Origin of the sequence: Sphaerisporangium sp. NBC_01403, from assembly GCF_045040145.1 — a bacterium.
GTDB lineage: Bacteria > Actinomycetota > Actinomycetes > Streptosporangiales > Streptosporangiaceae > Sphaerisporangium > Sphaerisporangium viridialbum.
The window spans coordinates 7,726,735-7,744,234 of sequence record NZ_CP109534.1; the positions used below are offsets into that span (position 1 = coordinate 7,726,735).

Sequence of the window (17,500 nt, forward strand, 5' to 3'; positions counted from 1 at the left end):
AGAGCTCCACGAACACGACGAAAAGCTCCTCGCCATGCTGCATGGCAAGGAGCCTTCGGGCGCGCGAAGGAGGCACTCGGCGAGCCTCTGCTCGCCGGGTGCCTGCTTGCGTCAACCCGAAAATCGCCTACCGGCGACGGGACCTGTCGTCCTCGTCATCGTCGTCGACATCGCCGGCGTAATCGGCGTACCGATCGGCCAGCTCATCGTCAACGACGTCATCATCGTTTTGGTTGGAGTCGTGATTGACTCCGAGCTCCTCGCGAAGACGGTCAAGATCGGTGCCGCCGCTGTTGTACTTGAGCTGGCGTGCAACCTTCACCTGCTTGGCCTTGGCTCGGCCGCGCCCCATCGGCTCGACCCCCTCATGCGGGGTCGTGCCCGACCCCTCGTCGCTAACGCACCACGCGCTGACGCCGCCTGACTTCCGGCGTCAGCTCTCGTTCGACTACAACCGTACCTGTTTTGCGCGCCGCTCGGTACGCCGTAAGGGCGTCCGCAGTCAGCGGCCCAGCCAAATACCCCTAAGCCGTCCGACTTCCGACATTCTGCGCTCCGCCAGCCTATCGGCCGCCGCAGCCGGCGGGACCCCTTCCTCATCAGCGATCGAAAAGATCTTCAACGTCGTGTCGAAGATCTGCGTCGCCTTTACCCTGGCGCGGTCCATGTTGAAGCCCTGGATCTCGTCGGCGACCTGGATGACGCCCCCGGAGTTCACGACGTAGTCCGGAGCGTAAAGGATGCCCCGCTCCGCGAGCTGCTTCTCCACGCCGGGATGGGCCAGTTGGTTGTTGGCCCCTCCGCACACGATCTTCGCCCGGAGCCCCGCGACCGTGCCGTCGTCGAGCGCGCCGCCCAGCGCGCACGGAGAGTAAACGTCGATGTCCGCGGCCCTCATCGCCTCGGCGTCCGCCACGACCTGGACCTCGGGGTGGACCTTCCTGACCCGCTCGACGGCCTGCTCGCTCACGTCGCAGACCACGACCTCGGCGCCGTCCTCCAGCAGGTGGTCCACCAGGCGGTAGCCGACCTTGCCGACTCCCTCGACGCCCACACGCCTGCCGCGCAGACTGGAGGCGCCGTAGGTGTACGCACTGGCGGCCCGCATCCCCTGGAACACGCCGTAGGCCGTGAGGATCGAGGAGTCGCCCGCGCCGCCGTTGGCCACCGTGCGCCCGGTGACGAACGAGGACTCCTTCGCGACGATGTCCATGTCCTCGCTGTAGGTGCCCACGTCGCACGCGGTGAAGTAGCGCCCGCCGAGCGACTGGATGAAGCGGCCGTAGGCGCGCAGCAGCGCCTCGCTCTTGTCCTTGGCCGGGTCGCCGATGATCACGGCCTTGCCCCCGCCGAGGTCGAGCCCCGCCAGTGCGTTCTTGTACGCCATGGCGCGCGAGAGGTTGAGAACGTCCTCCAGCGCCGCCTGCTCGTTCTCGTACGGGTAGAACCGCGTGCCGCCGAGCCCTGGACCGAGGGCCGTGTTGTAGATCGCGATGATCGCGTGGAGGCCGCTGCGGTCATCCGAGCAGAAGACGACCTGCTCGTGTGTTGCCTGTCCGATCGATGGGCTCGCGTCCTTGTGGGACAGCCCGAAGACGTCGGTCACGATGGTGACTCCCGGTCAATCTCGTCCGCCGCCTCGTCGCGGCGGATCCCGGGAACCACCCTATCTAGCTGCTCTTGCCCTAACCATGATCGTCCAGATCGCGACACACCCGGCGTGCCGCGCGCGGCGCCACCCGCCCGCTCGCTCGCGTCGGCTCGCCGCTCCGTGGCACCATTCGAGATGTGCTGCCCTACGCCGCCTATCTCCGCGTCTACGAGCCGTTGTCCGCGTTCACCGAGCGCGACCGCGCCTTCTGGGCGAGGTACGCCGACTCCAAGGACCGGCCGCGCCGCGCGTTCGCCCTTGAGGCGGAGCACTCGGAGGCCGTCCGCCGGCTCCTGGGCGTCTCGGCCATGCCCGCGCCCGGCGGCGAGAGCGCCAACGCCTACCTGCGGCGCATCGAGGACACGCTGTACGTCTGCCCCTGGCAGAGCAGGCTGCGGTCGTGGCTGGCGTTCGCCCGGTTCCGGGGCGCCACGCCGATCAAGCTGGCCGACCGTTTCGTTCCCCGGGCGATCGCCGAGCAGACGGCCGACGACTTCGACAGGTTCAAGCAGAAGGGCAACTCGTCGGCCCTGCGCACTCACATCCGCACCAGCACCTGGCACATCCCGACCCCCTGGTTCGTGCCCTTCGACTCCGCGGAGCGCTGGCTCGTCCTCGGCCGCCCGGAGGAGCCGGCCACCGAGCCCACGGCCCCGACGACCACGGCCCCCGCTAGGAACCTGCTGTACGTCACCTCGATGGCGCAGGCCAGGCGCAGGGTCGCGCGGGCCCTCGTGGTGATCCGCCGCCACGTCGGCGACGTGAGCACCCTGGCCGAGGTCGAGGAGGTCGGGCGGTGGCTGGAGGAGTTCCATCCGCACTCCCTCGTCGAGCTCGACTACGGCGGTCTCGTCCACCTGATGGACGACGCGACACTCCAGGGCGACCAGTCGGCCGCTGAGCTCGCCGCCGCCCTCACAGGGTTGGACACGGGTCAAGAAGAACTGGCCTTCGCCATGTATCAGCGAGTGATCGTGCGCTGGAAGTCAATACAAGCCCTCGAATCGGCGAACTGAACCGCAAATCCTCGACGTGACCTGCAAAAGTAGGTAACGGGAGTCACCAGCTCGCTTCTGCGAACTGAGTAGTTTGCCGTTTTCACTGCGATACCACGAAACGTGTCGCTAGAATCACCGAGCGTGACATCAACCCGTGGACAAGGCGTTGTACTTAGAGGGCTCGCCAATCGCTCTACGTGGCTGTATGGTCACATCGGGTGATACCGCACATGGTCCAGAAAAATCCGTATGAATTGGATCATTGTGGGACATCCGTGACAAGCGCCAACACAAGTCGCAGGATCGCTGTCGCCGGTCCACGGAGGAGAGGCCGCACAAATGTCAGCTCGTACACCCGAGGCCGAGCCACTGCTCACCCCGGCGGAGGTCGCCACCATGTTCCGCGTCGACCCCAAGACCGTTACTCGGTGGGCGAAGGCGGGCAAGTTGACGTCCATCCGCACCCTTGGCGGTCACCGGCGCTACCGGGAGACCGAGGTCCGTGCGCTGCTCGCGGGTATCCCGCAGCAGCGGTCGGAGTGAGGCGGGGACCGTCACCGACCTAGGGGGGAGAACCGGCGCGCTCGCGTCACGTATGTGAGCGCGTCCAACCACACACCCATGACCACGTGAGGCGGACTTGGGCCTCCGGGGGCCGTACGGCCCCCACTGCGCGCCCGAGTGACCGTGACCGAGGCCATAGGCCAGGTGTGGGAGGCGCCGCCCGCCCGGCGCCACCTCACCAGGCCGGTGCGGGTGCGTCCCGGTGGGTAATCGGATCTAGGGCCTCCGCCGCACGGAAGCCCTATCCACCGGTCCTCGCCCGCCGCCAGAGAAGATCTAACCCGGCTCCCCGGGCTCTCGTCCGAGCTCCGGGAGCGACCCGCCTGCCAGGCCGTCGTGCTGGGCGGCGACCCCCAGCAGGGCCACCATCTGGTCGACGAGCAGGCGTTCGAGGGTCGCGCGCTCTATGTCGCGGTTCTCCAGCCAGTCGAGCCCCGCCGTCTCGACCGAGGCGATCCAGGACCTGAGCGTCGTGCGCAACACCGGGGACGGCTCGCTCACCTGCATCTGATTCATGATCATCTTGAAGAGGCGCCGGCGCACGCCCTCGACGATCTCGCCCACCTCGCCCGCGCGGTTCGCGGGACCTCCGCGGAGCAGCGCCGCGAACCCCGCCGCGTGGTCCTCCACGAAGTCGAAGTAGCGCGTGAGCCCCGCGGCCAGCCCCTCGATGGCGGTGCCGCCGTTCACGGGGCGGAGCATCTCCTGCAGTTCCTGCGCCGCGCTGCGCAACGCCGCGACGTACAGCTCCTGCTTTCCCCCGAAGTAGTGATAGACGAGCGCCCGTGAGGCCCCCGCGGCCGTGGCCACGTCGTCTATCGACACGTCTTCCGCATCGTGCTTGCTGAAAAGCTCCAGTGCCGCCGCCATCAGCTCTTCGCGGCGGCGGTCGACGCTCAGCCTTCGCCGTGCTGGACGCATGTCCCCGGTGCCGGAGCCATCCCGCTCACCTGGGGCCCTTGATGTCGCACCCACAATGCGCACACTATCGGAGGCGGTGCCCAATAAGCGCAGCCCCGATGACCATCTGCCGAGGCGCACAAGACACCCGTACCCTCAACGCGACTCGATCGTTTGGTCTGACAGGTGCACATCCACTCAGCGTGGGGAGAACCATGTCAGGACCGTCCATGCAGACGACCGCTCGGTACCCTTCCGATCTCGGCGCGACCGAGTCCGGGCTCGGCGACGCCCACGGGCCGCGCCCCCGGCCGACGATCCGGAACGTTGCAGAACGCGCGGGCGTCTCCAAGTCGCTGGTCTCCCTGGTGCTGAGGGGGTCCCCGCACGTCAGCGAACACCGGCGTGAGGCGGTGTTACAGGCGGCCAGAGAGCTCGGCTACCGGCCGAACGCCGTGGCGCGCAGCCTCGTCGAGGGGCGCACCCACCTGGTCGGCGCGCTCGTGGCCGATCTCCACAACCCGTTCTACGCCGAGTTCCTCGACGGGTTGCAGGAGAGTCTCCACGGTGACGGCCTCCGGCTGCTGATCGGAAGCGGCCGCTGGGACCCCGCCTTCGAGGAGGAGGCCGTCGAGGCCTTCCTGGAGCTCCGGGTGGACGGCCTCGTGCTGCTCGGGGTCGCGCCGTCCAGCGAGACGCTCGCCGAGGCGGCGGCGTACACGCCCACGGTCGTCGTGGGCGAGCGCGACGTCGAGCTCGACAGCGTGGACATCGTCGTGGACGACGACCAGCTCGGCGCCCGCCTCGCGGTCGACCACCTGGTCGAGCTCGGCCACCGGCGCATCGCGCACATCGAGGGCACGCCGTCGTCGTCCGCGCGCTTCCGCTGCGAGGGCTACCTCGTAGCGATGCGCAGGCACGCGCTGGCCCCGCACATCATGGTCGAGCACGGCGACTTCACCGAGGAGGGCGGCCGCCGGGCGGCCAGGGCGCTGCTGGAGCGCGACCCGCGCCCCACCGCGATCTTCGCCGCGAACGACGTCGTCGCCCTCGGTGTGCTGGTCGCGGCGAGTGAGCTGGGGCTGCGCGTCCCCGAGGACCTGTCGGTCGTTGGGTACGACAACACCCACCTGGCCGCCGTGCACCACATCTCGCTGACCACGCTGGACCAGCCGCGACGGGCGATGGGACGGTCGGCCGCCGCCCTGCTGAGCGACCGCATCACCGACCCGGGCAAGCTGGCGAGGCTGCGCCAGGTCACGCCGCGCCTGGTGGTGCGGCACAGCACCGGCCCGGCTCCAAGTGATCCCCAAGGGTAGGTCAACATCCACGGAAACGGCGCCGTCCCCGTGTTGACTCGGAGCAGGCGCCGGCCCCCCGGCGTGCCGGACCGGTCCCAAAAGGGCTGGAACGCTCGCTTGTCATGGGGGCAGCGGGTGGGCAGGCAGTGCCCGCCGGGCCAGGCGGCCGGCGTCTGACCGGGGGGTAGACATGCGTGATCCGGAACTGGTCTCCTGCGCCCAGCGCGCGGCGGCCGAGCTAGAGCGTGCGTGGGCGCACTGGCGGGCCACCCGGGGGAAGGACGACGAGGGCTCGACCGAGTCGGTCGCCAGCTACGTCGCCCACTCCATCGACCATCCGTGGGGCCGCCCGCGCGTCGTCCTCGGCCTGGACGCCGAGGACGCCAGGGAACTCGCCGCGCTGCTCCAGAAGCAGAATCTCGGCGAGCCCGCCTGGTAGCCCCCGCTCGTCCCCGTTTCGCATAGCGGCCGGTCCACCACGCGGATACGCGTAGGTTGGACTGCGGACAGGTCGTCTTCGAAGGGGATCATCGTGACCAGTCGAGCACTGGCCGTAACGTTCCTGGCCCTGTGCGGGCTGGGCGCTTCAGCCTGTGGCGGAGCGGCGAGCACCAGCGCCGCCGAGGCCGCCGGGCCCCGGACCGCCGACATGAGAAGCGTGGCGGCGCAACCCGCGTCCAGCTCGGCACGGGCGGCGACGGCGGGCACGCCGTCCCCCGCCAAGCCGCTGGCCGGCAAGGTCATCGTGATCGACCCGGGCCACAACGGCGGGAACTACCGGCACCCCGAGGTCGTCAACAAGAAGGTCAACGTCCTCACCGAGTGGAAGCCCTGCGACACCACGGGCACCGCCACCAACGACGGCTACTCCGAGGCCGCCTTCACCTGGGACGTCGCCAACCGCATGGTCAAGCTGCTGAAGGCCAAGGGCGCCACCGTCGAGCTCACCCGCGACAGCAACACGGGCGTCGGCCCGTGCATCACCCAGCGCGCGGCCATCGGCAACAAGGCCCACGCGAACGCCGCCGTCTCGATCCACGCCGACGGCGCCCCCGCCTCGGGCCGCGGCTTCCACATCATCATGCCGAAGAAGATCAACGGGCCGGTCGACCCCGTGGTGGGGCGTTCCAAGAAGCTCGGCCTCGCGCTGCGCGAGGCGTACAAGTCCGGCACGGGCATGCCCTACTCCACGTATCTCGGCAAGGACGCGCTCGACTTCCGCAGCGACCTCGGCGGGCTCAACCTCTCCACGGTGCCGAAGGTCTTCATCGAGACCGGCAACATGCGCAACCCCACCGACGCCGCCAAGCTCAAGGACCCCGCCTTCCGGCAGCGCATCGCCGCGTCCCTCGCCGAAGGCCTGCAGAAGTACCTCGGCTGACCCCGTGGGTGGCACCGCTGGACGACGGCGGCCGTTTTGGCATGATCTAGGGCATGACTGACCTGATCCCGCGTCCGAAGGTGCTCGACCCCGCGCCAGGCTCGTTCGAGTTCACCCCTCGCGCCGCGGTGTCCGGTCCCGCCGATCTGGCCGACGCCGTACGGCTGGCGCTCGCCGTGCTCGACCTCGGTCCCGGGGACCACGGCGACCACACGGACATCGCGCGGGCCGGTGCGGCTCCGGGCGGGGCTCAGACGGCGCACCAGGCCACGATCAGCGTCGAGCCTGATCTGAGTCTCGGTCCCGAGTCCTACGCCGTGACAGTGGATCCTGAGGCCGTACGGATCGCCGCCGGGGGCGCGGCGGGCGCGCTGTACGCGGGCCAGACGCTCCGGCAACTGTTGCCCGCCGACGCATTCCGGTCCGTGCCGCTGCCCGGCGCGCGGTGGCCGGTCCCGTGCGGGCGGATCGAGGACGCGCCGCGCTTCTCGTGGCGGGGCGCCCACCTCGACGTTTCCCGACATTTCATGCCGAAGCGTGAAGTGCTGCGCCTGATCGACCTGCTGGCGGTCCACAAGCTCAACCGCCTCCACCTGCACCTGGCGGACGACCAGGGCTGGCGGGTGGAGAGCCGGGCCCATCCGCTGCTGCACGAGATCGGATCGCACCGGGCACGCACCACCACCAGGCACTTCCGCGGCGAGACCGAGTACGACGACACCCCGCACGGCGGGTTCTACACCCTGGCCGACCTGTCGGAGATCGCCGCCTACGCCCGCGCGCGGGCCGTGACCGTCGTGCCGGAGATCGACGTCCCCGGTCACGCGTCCGCGATCCTCGCCGCGTACCCGCACCTCGGCGCCGACCCGGCGAGTCGGCACGACGTGCTGGACCGCTGGGGGATCTCCCCCGCGATCCTGTCCCCGCTGCCCGGCACGATCGACTTCCTGGCGACGGTGTTCGCGGAGATCGTCGAGGCCCTCGGCCCCGTGCCGTACTTCCACATCGGCGGCGACGAGTGCGTGCTCGACGACTGGGCGGCCTCGGCCGAGATCGAGGCCCATCGGGAGTCGCTCGGGCTCGCCACCCCCGGCGACCTGCACGCGTGGTTCCTGCGCGGGCTCGCCGACGTGCTGGCCGGCCTCGGCTCGCGCGCCGTGGTCTGGGACGAGGCGTTCGTGAGCGGGATGCTCCGCGAGGACACGGTCGTCATGCCGTGGCGGGGCGTGGAGGTCGGGCGGCGGGCGGCCGCCGCCGGGCACGACATCGTGGCGACCTCGGTGTTCCCCCTGTACTTCGACTACGCCGAGGCCGCGTCGCCCGAGGAGCCGGTGGCCATCGGCGACACGATCACCGTCGCGGACGTGGCGGCCTTCGAGCCCGTGCCCGCGTCCTGGACGCCAGCGGAGGCGGGCCGGGTGTTGGGGGCGCAGTTCCAGCTATGGACCGAGCGCATCCCCGACGGGCGCACCCTGGACTACCGAGCCTGGCCGCGCGGCTGCGCCATGGCCCAGGTGACCTGGTCGGGCGACGCCGAGGGCTTCGCCGCGGCGCTGCCCGCGCATCTCGGCCGGCTGGACGCCTACGGCGTGGAGTACCGGCCGCCGGCGGGGCCGCGTCCGTGGCAGCGCGGGGGCACGGGCGTCAGGCGGCACCGGCCGGGCGCGGTGGCGGTGGCCGAGGTGATGCGCCACCTGGAGGAGCTCACCCACGCGGCGGACTCCACCCGCCCGAGCCTGGGCTAGGAGACCTGGTAGCCGGCTTCCTCGATCGCCGCGCGGATGGCCGCGTCGTCGAGGGGGCCGCCTCCCGACACCTCGACCCGCCCGCTCCCGAGGTCGACCTCGACGCCGGTGACACCCGGCACCTCGCCGACCTCCTCCTTGACGGAGCTGACGCAGTGGCCGCAGGTCATTCCGGTGACGGTATATGTGCTGGTGGTCATGGGTCCATCCTCCTCACAGGCGTACCCAGCCAGGGTATGGCATGGCGGCGCTAGCCGCCGACCCGGCCCATCACCTCGCGGACCGACGAGTAACCGTGGCGGCGCAGCCTGCGGGACAGGTCACGGTTGATCCGCCACGCCCAGAGCGGGCCCTCGTAGATCATGCCGGTGTAGCCCTGGACCAGCGTGGCCCCGGCCAGCAGGCGCTCCCAGACGTCGTCGACGTCCTCGACGCCTCCGACCGAGACCAGGGTGACGCGGTCGCCCACCCGCGCGCGAAGCCTTCTCAGCACCTCCAGCGAGCGCGCCTTGAGCGGCCGCCCCGACAGCCCGCCGGTCTCGGCCGCCACTGCCGCCTCGGCCTTGGACACGCCTTCCCTGCCGACGGTGGTGTTGGTGGCGATGACGCCCGCGAGGCCCAGCTCGACCGCGAGGTCGGCGACGGCGTCGACGTCCTCGTCAGCGAGATCAGGGGCGATCTTGACGAGCAGCGGCGTGCGCCCCGCGACCTGCCGCACTTCCTTCAGCAACGGCCGCAGGAGCTCGACCGCCTGCAGGTTGCGCAGGCCGGGGGTGTTCGGGGAGCTGACGTTCACGACGAGGTAGTCGGCGAGCGGCGCGAGCTTCCTGGCACTGGCGACGTAGTCGCGCACGGCCAGCTCCTCGGGGATGACCTTGGTCTTGCCGATGTTCACGCCGACCACCACGGGCAGGCCGCGGGGCCTGCGCAGGCGCCGCGCGGCCTGCTGGGCGCCGCGGTTGTTGAAGCCCATGCGGTTGACGATCGCCCGGTCGGACACCAGCCGGAACAGCCTCGGACGAGGGTTGCCCGGCTGGGCGTGGGCGGTGATCGTCCCCACCTCGACATGGCCGAAGCCGAAGGCCGCCAGGGCTTCCACGCAGCCGGCGTCCTTGTCGAAGCCCGCCGCGAGCCCGAAGGGGCTCGGGAAGTGGACCCCGAAGGCCTGGATGCGGAGCGCCTCGTCGTGTGGCGCCAGCCTCTCGTAGAGCAGGCGCTTCACGACGGGGGCGAGCGAGAGGACCCGGAGCGCGCGAATGGTCAGGTGGTGCACCGTCTCGGCGTCGAACCGCCGGAGCACCTGCGCGAAGAGCAGTCGATACATCACCGATCAGGGTAGCCGGGATCAGTTGAGGCTCGGATCGCGGTCCGTCCGGGGCGAGGCCAGCCGGATGGTCTTCCAGTTCTCCGGTGGAACGATGTCATGCCAGTCCTCCTGGCTGATACTCAGCCGATGGTCGAACTCCAGCAGCCGGAGCAGGCGAAGTACCCGCCGCGAGGGCCGGACGATCGTGAGCGTGCCACCGTGACCGCGCATGCACCGGTCCAGCCACTTCAGCGCGCGGACCCCCGAACAGTCGAGGAAGGTCACGTGGGCCAGGTCGAGGTTCACGTGAAGCGGCTGGTGGCGGGCGAGCAGTACGGGAAGGCGCCGGCGCAACTCCGCGGCGCCCTCGAAGTCGAGGTCGCCGTGCAGAGTCATCCCGATCGCCGTCCGCGGCGGAGGATCGTACGAAGTGATCACTATCACGATCGGCCTGGCCCTCAGGCCGGGGGTGCCTGTTCGCCGAGGATCTCCGCGGCCAGGTCGGCGACGCGGCGCCGGCTGTCGCGTGCCCGCTTGCGCAGGCCGGTGAAGGCTTGGGCGGCGGTCAGATCATGCTTGCCCATCAGATACCCGATCGCCCGCTCGATCACGATGCGGTAGTCGAGGGCGTACTGGAGCTGGTCGGCCAGCGCGCTCTTCTCCTCGGCCTTCACCGCCGCCGCGAGCACCTCCTCGATGACGTGCGCATACGCGAGGAGGGCCTGGGTGTCGGACTCCTCCCAGTCGTGGGGCTCTGCCTGGTAGACGTTGAGGGTGCCGACCGGCCCGTCCCCCAGGCGTACGGGAACCCCCGCCACCGCCCGCACGCTCGGGTGCAGCAACTCGGCCAGGTCGGGCCATCGCTCGTCGGTCTGGACGTCACGCGTGGTCACCGCGGCGTTGTTGAAGAACGCCGACACGCATGGTCCCCGTCCGATCGCCGCCTGCGCGTGCTCCAGGCTGCGCCCGGCCTCGTCGGTCGTCACCAGATAACGCAGCGCCTTGCCCTCATCGGCGAACATCAGACCCGCCCCGGCATAGCCGAACAACCGGTCCACCACGCGCACGATGCGTTCCAAGTGGTGTACGACCCCGGTGGCCTCCGAGGCCTTCTGCACGCCTCTGAGGCTCGCGACCAAGGACTCCGGATCAATACGTGTCATTTCCCATCCTCTTGAGAACCTCACCCCTGCGCCGGCTCATGGAGAGGCATGCGTGATCGCATGGCATCTGCCCGAAATCGGGCACAACAGTCCCGCTTTCGCGAGCGCCGGGGAGTGACAACCCGAACAACCCGGATCGCCTGAGGATCCGGGGGGCGAAATCAGGAACGCCGATCACACCGTCCGTCGGACGGAGGAAATCGACGAGCGCGGCCGGCGATGTGCGGAGCCACAGCGCGCTTGACATGGTCAACGCCCGTGCCAATGGCGGTGCCACCTCCATTTGAGGAAGCTCCGCGGACACAGGGCGGAATGATCTGCGACAAAGCGTAGTGCGGCACGATGACTCTGGCCAAGTGGTTCACCCACCTGGTCGAAAATCGAGGTGTCGAACGGCGTTGGCCTCGCTCGTACGGCTTCCGCGACCTCGTCCGCGCAGTGTGGCCCGGACGGGCGCGTGGCCGCAGGTGAGCGATCAGGTTCGCTCCGCGACTACTGGATGCAATTAGATGCATGCGACCCCGCACGGGTGTGCGATGCCGCAAGCAGGATTAGATCACATGTTCGAGGCTTCTGTGACATTTCTACTACGACGCCCTGTCAGCCTACGCGCTGGCCGGTCGTCGTGCGGCACGGGCACGACGCAGGGCCCTCGCGGGCGCATCCGTGGGCGGAAAGTCGCAGGTCAGAGCTTTAATTAGGAATATTTCCGTTTTAGGCGCCTTCGGCGGCAGGCCCGGGCAGGAGACCCACCACGGCACGCTTCACGGCGATGGTGTAGTCGTGAAGACCGGGCAGGTTCCGGCGGACGACGCCCGGCCTGATCGCTTCACAGGAAGGACCACATCGGTGACCAACACATCCGCTGTCGCGAGCCCGGTGGACTTCTCCGTTCACGGTGACTACGGGCTGAAGTCCTCCGCCGGGGCCAAGGGCGACTTCACCCGGCCGCCGTACAGCTTCAGGGATCGGGTGACCGCGGACGGGAGCAGCGGCTACCCCGCCGAGCCGGGCCGCTACCACCTGTACGTCTCGTCAGCCTGCCCCTGGGCTCACCGGTCGATCATCGTCAGGGCGCTGAAGAAGCTGGAGAACGTCGTCTCGCTGTCGGTCGTGGACCCGGTCCGCGACGGCCGGGGATGGGCGTTCCGCGAGGGCCCTGGGTACACCGCCGATCCGGTCAACGGCTTCACGCTGCTGCGCGAGGCCTACGAGGCCAGTGACCCCGGCTACGACGGCCACGTGTCCGTGCCGGTGCTCTGGGACCGTCAGACCGGGCGCATCGTCAGCAACAACTTCCCCGACATCACGATCGACCTCGGCACCCAGTTCGAGCGGTGGGCCGACACCGGTGTCGACCTCTACCCCGCCGCTCTCAGGCCGGAGATCGACGCGCTGAACGACCGGATCTACGCCACGGTCAACAACGGCGTCTACCGCTGCGGCTTCGCCGTGAGCCAGGAGGCCTACGAGGAGGCCGTCGCCGAGCTCTTCGCCACCCTCGACGACCTCGAGAAGCGCCTCGGCACCGGCCGCTACCTGCTCGGCGACCGGCTCACCGAGGCCGACGTACGGCTGTGGGTCACGCTCGCCCGTTTCGACGCGGTCTACGTCACCCACTTCAAGGCCAACCTGCGCCGCCTGGTGGACTACCCGAACCTCTGGGCGTACGCCAGGGATCTCTACCAGCGCCCCGCCTTCGGGGGGACCACGGACTTCGACCACATCAAGCGGCACTACTACGGCACCCACCCGCAGATCAACCCGACCCGGATCGTGCCGGCCGGTCCTCTGCTCGACTGGAACGCCCCGCACGGCCGCGAGGGCCTCTCGTCCTGACGGCCGGGTCCCGGGGAGAGCCCGGCCACCAGAAGTGGTCGCCGAGGAGCGTGACCAGGGCGGGGACGAGCACGCTGCGTACGAGGAGGGTGTCGAGCAGCACACCGAAGCCCACGATGACCCCGATCTGGGTGAGCGTGATGAGCGGGAGCACGCCGAGCACGGCGAACACCGCCGCGAGCAGGACGCCCGCGCTGGTGATGACGCCGCCGGTGACCGCCAGGGCCACGACGATCCCCTCGCGGGTGCCGGCGCCGGGCGTCTCCTCCCTGGCACGCGTCGTCAGGAAGATGTTGTAGTCGACCCCCAGAGCGACCAGGAACAGGAAGCTCAGCAGGGGCACGCTGAGGTCGAGGGCGGGGAAGCCGAACAGGTGGGTGAAGGCGAACCACCCCGCGCCGAAGCTCGCGGCGAAGCTGGCGACCACCGTGAGCACCAGCGTGACGGCCGCCACGACCGACCGCAGCAGGAGCAGCAGCACGAGCAGCACCACGGCCAGCACCATCGGGATGATCAGCTTCTGGTCCCGCACGGCCGCGTCCCGCTCGTCGAGGTCGCCCGCCTCGGGTCCGCCGACGACTGCGGAGGCGCCGGGCACGGCGTGTACGGCCGCACGAAGCTCCCTGATCGCGGCGAAGCTCGCCTCGCTGCCCGGCTCGGCGCCCAGCACCACGTCGGCCCGGGTGTACTCGGGCGTCCCCTCCGCGATGGTGACGCGCGGGTTCCCCGAGATGCCCGAGGCCGCGGCGCGCACAGCCTCGGCGGCCGGCGTGCGGGCGATGATCACCACGGGCTGGGCGCTTCCGGCCGGGAAGGCCCGGCTCAGCGTCTCCTGACCGGCGATGGCCTCCACGGGGTCGCGAAACCGCTCGGTCTGCGACAGGCCGCTCCGCACGCCCGCGATCCCGGACGCCAGCACGGCCAGCACCCCGAGACTCACCGCGGTCATGACGACCGGCCGGTCCGACACCGCGCGGCCCACGCGGGACCACGGCCCGGTGCGCGTCGGGTCGGCCTGGCCCACCTTGGGGGCGAAGGGCCAGAACAGGCCCCTGCCGAAGAGCACCATCGCGGCGGGGAGGACGAGCAGCGCGTACGCCACGGCGGTGACGATCCCGACGGCGCCGGCCATGCCGATGCTCCGGTTGAACGGCGAGAGGGCGAAGGCCAGCGTCCCGAGGGCGAGGGTCACGGTCGCGGAGCTCGCGAGGATGGCGGGCGCCGCCGAGCGGACGGCCCCGGTCATCGCCACGTGGCGGTCCCCGTGGAGGCGCAGCTGCTCGCGGTAGCGCGCGATGAGCAGCAGGGCGTAGTTCGTACCCGCCCCGAAGACCAGCACGGAGGTGATCCCGAGGGTGGAGTCGTCCACGGTCAGGCCGGTCGTGCGGGTCAGGAGGGCGACCACCTTGGAGGCGACCTGGTCGGCGACCCCGATGACGCTCAGGGGCACCAGCCACAGCCAGGGGCTGCGGTACGTCAGCAGCAGGAGCAGCGCGACCACGCCCGCGGTGACGGCGAGCAGCGTGATGTCGGCGCCCTCGAAGACCGAGGCGAGGTCGACCTTGAAGCCGGCGCCGCCGGTCACATCGGCGCGCGCCCCCGCGGGCAGTCCCCGCCGGGCCTCGGCTCTGATCTCGCCGACCACCTTGGCCAGCTCGGCGTTGGTGAGCGACCCGGCGAGCGGTACGGAGACCAGCGCCACGTCGCCACCGGGCGAGAAGACCGGAGGCGGGACCCGGCCCCCCACGGCGAGGGCGGCCATCCGCCCGGCGCCGGACTCTATGGCGGACCTGTCCTGTCCGGTCAGCGCCCCGGCACGGCTGTAGACGACCAGGGCGGGCAGGAGCCGGCCGCTCGGCAGCCGCTGCTGCAGCCGCGCGACCGCCGCCGACTCCGCGCCCTTCGGGAGGGACGCCGCCGGATCGCTGTCGACCTTCGCCGCCCCGCCGAACGCGAGCGCGAGACCGGAGAGGACCAGCGCCACGGCGACCGTGACCCACTTGCCGCGTGCCCCCCACAGCGCCGCCCACCTAATATGCTCTGCTCGCGTCACAGCAACTCTTTCCGCCATGGAATATTTCTATGGCGGAAGGTTAGGCACACCCGGGCGCTGTCGGCAACACGAAGGAGGACAGCCGTGTCGGCAGACACGTCAGGCAGGGATGCCGGCAGCCCGTTTGAGCTGATGACGCTGATGCGGCGCCTCAACGTCGAGCTCGACCGGTTCGCCGAGCAGTTCGCCGCGGACCACCGCCTGCACCGCACCGACGTCAACGCCGTCGTCGTCATCATGGACGCGGCCGACGAGGGCCGGCCGCTCAGCCCCGGCGCCCTCGGCGCCGCGCTGAACCTCAGCCCCCCGGCCACCACGGCCCTCCTCAACAGGCTGGAGCAGGCGGGCCACGTCGAGCGGCGCAGGAGCGCGACCGACCGCCGCAAGGTCGAGCTGACCCTGCACGAGCAGGCCGTCACCCTGGGCGGCCAGTTCTTCTCCCCGCTCGCCCGCCACCTGTCGGCGGCCTTCGGTCAGTTCACCGACGAGGAACGGCAGGTCATCGAGCGCTTCCTCACCGACAGCATCGACGCGACGATCAACGCGCGCCACGAGTCGACGGCCGGTCGCGACGGCGATAGCCGTCCGATGGACGGTGGTTGATACCCGTTTGCAGCGAGCGGTCAAGGCGATTGCAAGCGGCCGATCACATACTGCGGTCATCACGAAACAGAGAGGACCGCTCCGATGACGATCACCCGCACCCTCACCGGCCTCGCCGTGGCCGCCGCCTTCGTCGCGATCGCCCCCGCCGCCGCCCAGGCCGGCACCGGCACATCGGACGCGGCCGCCGCCTCGGCCTCCTCCTCCCGCTGGGGCACGTACTACGCCCCCGGTCACCGGGCCAAGACCTCCGGCTCCCTGTCCGCCACGGGCGAGGACCACGAGGTCATCCCGACCGCCGACACCGTGAAGATCTCCGGCAAGGTCACTGACCTCACGCGCGGCTCCTCGTGCGGCCTCGCGGTCTTCCGCATCACCTACCGCGACAACTCCGGCAACCTGCCCTTCAAGCACCACACCGTCCGCGACTGCACGTACGGCTCGCCGAAGGCCTTCACCTTCAGCTACCCGGACGTGTACGAGGTCGAGCTGAAGGTCTGCTCCGAGGCCAAGTCCGCCCAGCCCTCGCTGAACTGCCTCTACGCGGGCACCTGGAAGGTCCTCTACCTGTCCAAGTAACCGCTCAGAAGTCGAAGCACTCCAGATGGATGCGGCGGTTCGGGACACCAGCGCGGCGGAGGGCGTGACGCGCCGCCATCGTCATCCCGGTGGGACCGCAGAGGTACACGTCGTGGACGGCCAGCCCGGGGATCAGGGTCCGCAGGGCACGCCCGGTCAGCGGCACCGTACGTCCGCCCGACATCTCGTCGACGGTGTAGTGGACCGTGGCCCCGCGCGCGGCGGCGATGGCGTCCAGCTCGTGGCGCAGCACCAGATCCTCGTCGCGGCGTGCCATGTAGACCAGGGTCACCTGGCCGGGCAGCGTCTCGAAGAGCGTGCGCAGCGGGCTGATGCCCACTCCACCGCCTATGAGCAGCACCTGGGGCCTGCGGCGGCGCGCGGCGGTGAGCGCCCCGTACGGCCCCTCGGCCCACACGCGGGTGCCGGGGCGCAGGGCGGCCAGCGCGCGGCTGTGGCCTCCGACCGCCTTGACGGTGATGCGCAGGAACCTCGCGTTCGCGGGGGCCGACAGCGAGTACGGATTGGCCGTCCACCACAGGCCGGAGGCCAGGAAGCGCCAGCGGAAGAACTGGCCGGGCTCCGCGCCGAGCTCGTCCAGGCGCTCGCCGGTCAGGTAGACCGACACCACGGTGGGCGACTCCAGGCGGACCCCGGCCACCCGCAGCCGGTGGCGCAGGGCGCGCCGCACGGGGGTGAGGAAGCGGTACCAGACCAGGGCCAGCGATACCGAGACGTACAGGGCTCGCCAGAGCACGCTAGCGACGACGCTCCCGGCGAAGTCCGGACCCGTGAGCTGGTGGGCGAACGCCAGGAAGACGGCGCCGTAGGTGACGAAGTGCAGGTAGTGCCAGATCTCATACCTCATCCGGCGCCGGACGCCCCGTACCGAGATGATCGCGACACCGGCCAGCAGCAGGAGGCCGGCGGTCGCTTCCAGCACGGCGGGGCCGTCCAGGATCAGCGTGACCGTCCCTCGCGGCACGCCGGTGCCCGAGCGGGCGACGTGGGCCGCGATCGCGAACACCATGTGCGCCGCTGACAGGACGATGGTGCAGCGGCCGCCCATCCCGTGCCAGCGGGCCAGGCGGTCGGTGCCGACCCCGCGGTCCAGCACGGGCACACGCGACACCAGCCCGAGCAGGACGGCGCAGGCGTAGCCCGCGAGCAGGCCGGTGAGCCGTCCTGCCCAGCCGAGCCAGCCGGCGAGCCCGGCGACCGAGGCCAGGCCGGACCAGCATCCCGCCGTCGCCAGGGCCGCTCCCCCGTAGATCAGGACGAGCACCAGGGTCCGATGCGCTCCCCGGGCGGGTGGCCGTCCGGCCGGGGAGCGCCTGGCGCGCGGCCGGGTCCGCGCGCCCCCCACGGCCCCGGCCGGACGGGGTCTTCTCCCCGTCCCGTCCGAGCCGCCACTTCT

At 70.5% G+C, this 17,500-nt stretch carries 18 protein-coding genes; 9 read left to right on the plus strand and 9 right to left on the minus strand.

All coding sequences use genetic code 11. The features are described 5' to 3' along the window. Positions 1–127: 127 nt before the first annotated feature. Both OG589_RS34565 and OG589_RS34570 read right to left on the minus strand, forming a co-directional pair. Positions 128–352, minus strand: coding sequence for a DUF3073 domain-containing protein (locus OG589_RS34565; protein WP_405142398.1), 225 nt, complete (start codon positions 350–352; stop codon positions 128–130). Between the two features lie 150 nt (positions 353–502). Beyond that, on the minus strand, positions 503–1,606 hold the full coding sequence (locus tag OG589_RS34570; protein WP_405142400.1) for a Glu/Leu/Phe/Val dehydrogenase: 1,104 nt from the start codon (positions 1,604–1,606) through the stop codon (positions 503–505). 182 nt (positions 1,607–1,788) lie between these two features. Between OG589_RS34570 and OG589_RS34575 the strand changes: the two genes are divergently transcribed. Further along, positions 1,789–2,667, plus strand: coding sequence for a hypothetical protein (locus tag OG589_RS34575; RefSeq protein ID WP_405142402.1), 879 nt, complete (start codon positions 1,789–1,791; stop codon positions 2,665–2,667). 321 nt (positions 2,668–2,988) lie between these two features. Then, positions 2,989–3,192, plus strand: a complete 204-nt coding sequence (gene bldC / locus OG589_RS34580; RefSeq protein WP_013133571.1) for a developmental transcriptional regulator BldC — start codon at positions 2,989–2,991, stop codon at positions 3,190–3,192. A gap of 297 nt (positions 3,193–3,489) precedes the next feature. Here bldC and OG589_RS34585 read toward each other — a convergent pair whose 3' ends face one another. After that, positions 3,490–4,134, minus strand: coding sequence for a TetR/AcrR family transcriptional regulator (locus OG589_RS34585; protein ID WP_405142406.1), 645 nt, complete (start codon positions 4,132–4,134; stop codon positions 3,490–3,492). Between the two features lie 209 nt (positions 4,135–4,343). Here OG589_RS34585 and OG589_RS34590 point away from each other — a divergent pair, with 209 nt between their 5' ends. From OG589_RS34590 to OG589_RS34605, 4 genes are all read left to right on the plus strand, one after another. Next, complete coding sequence (locus tag OG589_RS34590) at positions 4,344–5,432, plus strand: LacI family DNA-binding transcriptional regulator (RefSeq protein ID WP_405142408.1); 1,089 nt, start codon at positions 4,344–4,346, stop codon at positions 5,430–5,432. Positions 5,433–5,604: 172 nt separating this feature from the next. Beyond that, positions 5,605–5,853 (plus strand): hypothetical protein, encoded by a 249-nt coding sequence (locus OG589_RS34595; protein ID WP_358550474.1) that lies wholly within the window; start codon positions 5,605–5,607, stop codon positions 5,851–5,853. 93 nt (positions 5,854–5,946) lie between these two features. Continuing rightward, positions 5,947–6,795 (plus strand): N-acetylmuramoyl-L-alanine amidase, encoded by an 849-nt coding sequence (locus tag OG589_RS34600; protein WP_405142410.1) that lies wholly within the window; start codon positions 5,947–5,949, stop codon positions 6,793–6,795. 53 nt (positions 6,796–6,848) lie between these two features. After that, positions 6,849–8,540 carry a beta-N-acetylhexosaminidase gene (locus OG589_RS34605; RefSeq protein WP_405142412.1) on the plus strand — a complete coding sequence of 564 codons (1,692 nt, stop codon included), beginning with the start codon at positions 6,849–6,851 and terminating at the stop codon, positions 8,538–8,540. Here the strand turns inward: OG589_RS34605 and OG589_RS34610 are convergent. The 4 genes from OG589_RS34610 to OG589_RS34625 all read right to left on the minus strand — a co-directional run bounded on the left by OG589_RS34610 (position 8,537) and on the right by OG589_RS34625 (position 11,009). Beyond that, on the minus strand, positions 8,537–8,740 hold the full coding sequence (locus OG589_RS34610; protein ID WP_363913691.1) for a heavy-metal-associated domain-containing protein: 204 nt from the start codon (positions 8,738–8,740) through the stop codon (positions 8,537–8,539). The two genes, OG589_RS34605 and OG589_RS34610, sit on opposite strands and share 4 nt — an antisense overlap. A 50-nt stretch (positions 8,741–8,790) precedes the next feature. After that, the gene (locus tag OG589_RS34615; protein ID WP_405142414.1) at positions 8,791–9,864 is read right to left on the minus strand and encodes a quinone-dependent dihydroorotate dehydrogenase; all 1,074 of its coding nucleotides are present in this window, start codon (positions 9,862–9,864) and stop codon (positions 8,791–8,793) included. Positions 9,865–9,885: 21 nt separating this feature from the next. Continuing rightward, positions 9,886–10,242: an STAS domain-containing protein gene (locus OG589_RS34620; RefSeq protein WP_405142415.1), complete on the minus strand. Its 357-nt coding sequence runs from the start codon at positions 10,240–10,242 to the stop codon at positions 9,886–9,888. A 62-nt stretch (positions 10,243–10,304) separates the two neighbouring features. Beyond that, a complete protein-coding gene (locus OG589_RS34625; protein WP_405142417.1) occupies positions 10,305–11,009 on the minus strand; it encodes an ANTAR domain-containing protein in 705 nt (234 codons plus the stop codon). 849 nt (positions 11,010–11,858) lie between these two features. Here OG589_RS34625 and OG589_RS34630 point away from each other — a divergent pair. Then, positions 11,859–12,848, plus strand: a complete 990-nt coding sequence (locus tag OG589_RS34630; protein ID WP_405142419.1) for a glutathione S-transferase family protein — start codon at positions 11,859–11,861, stop codon at positions 12,846–12,848. On the opposite strand, the gene OG589_RS34635 is transcribed toward OG589_RS34630, so the two are convergent. Further along, positions 12,769–14,901, minus strand: coding sequence for an MMPL family transporter (locus OG589_RS34635; RefSeq protein WP_405142421.1), 2,133 nt, complete (start codon positions 14,899–14,901; stop codon positions 12,769–12,771). The two genes, OG589_RS34630 and OG589_RS34635, sit on opposite strands and share 80 nt — an antisense overlap. An 84-nt stretch (positions 14,902–14,985) precedes the next feature. Between OG589_RS34635 and OG589_RS34640 the strand changes: the two genes are divergently transcribed. Together OG589_RS34640 and OG589_RS34645 are read left to right on the plus strand one after the other, a co-directional pair. Next, on the plus strand, positions 14,986–15,504 hold the full coding sequence (locus OG589_RS34640) for a MarR family winged helix-turn-helix transcriptional regulator (RefSeq protein WP_405142423.1): 519 nt from the start codon (positions 14,986–14,988) through the stop codon (positions 15,502–15,504). 84 nt (positions 15,505–15,588) lie between these two features. Further along, on the plus strand, positions 15,589–16,083 hold the full coding sequence (locus OG589_RS34645; RefSeq protein WP_405142425.1) for a hypothetical protein: 495 nt from the start codon (positions 15,589–15,591) through the stop codon (positions 16,081–16,083). A gap of 4 nt (positions 16,084–16,087) precedes the next feature. Here the strand turns inward: OG589_RS34645 and OG589_RS34650 are convergent, their stop codons facing one another. Then, positions 16,088–17,368 carry a ferric reductase-like transmembrane domain-containing protein gene (locus tag OG589_RS34650; protein WP_405142427.1) on the minus strand — a complete coding sequence of 427 codons (1,281 nt, stop codon included), beginning with the start codon at positions 17,366–17,368 and terminating at the stop codon, positions 16,088–16,090. Between the last annotated feature and the right edge of the window lie 132 nt (positions 17,369–17,500).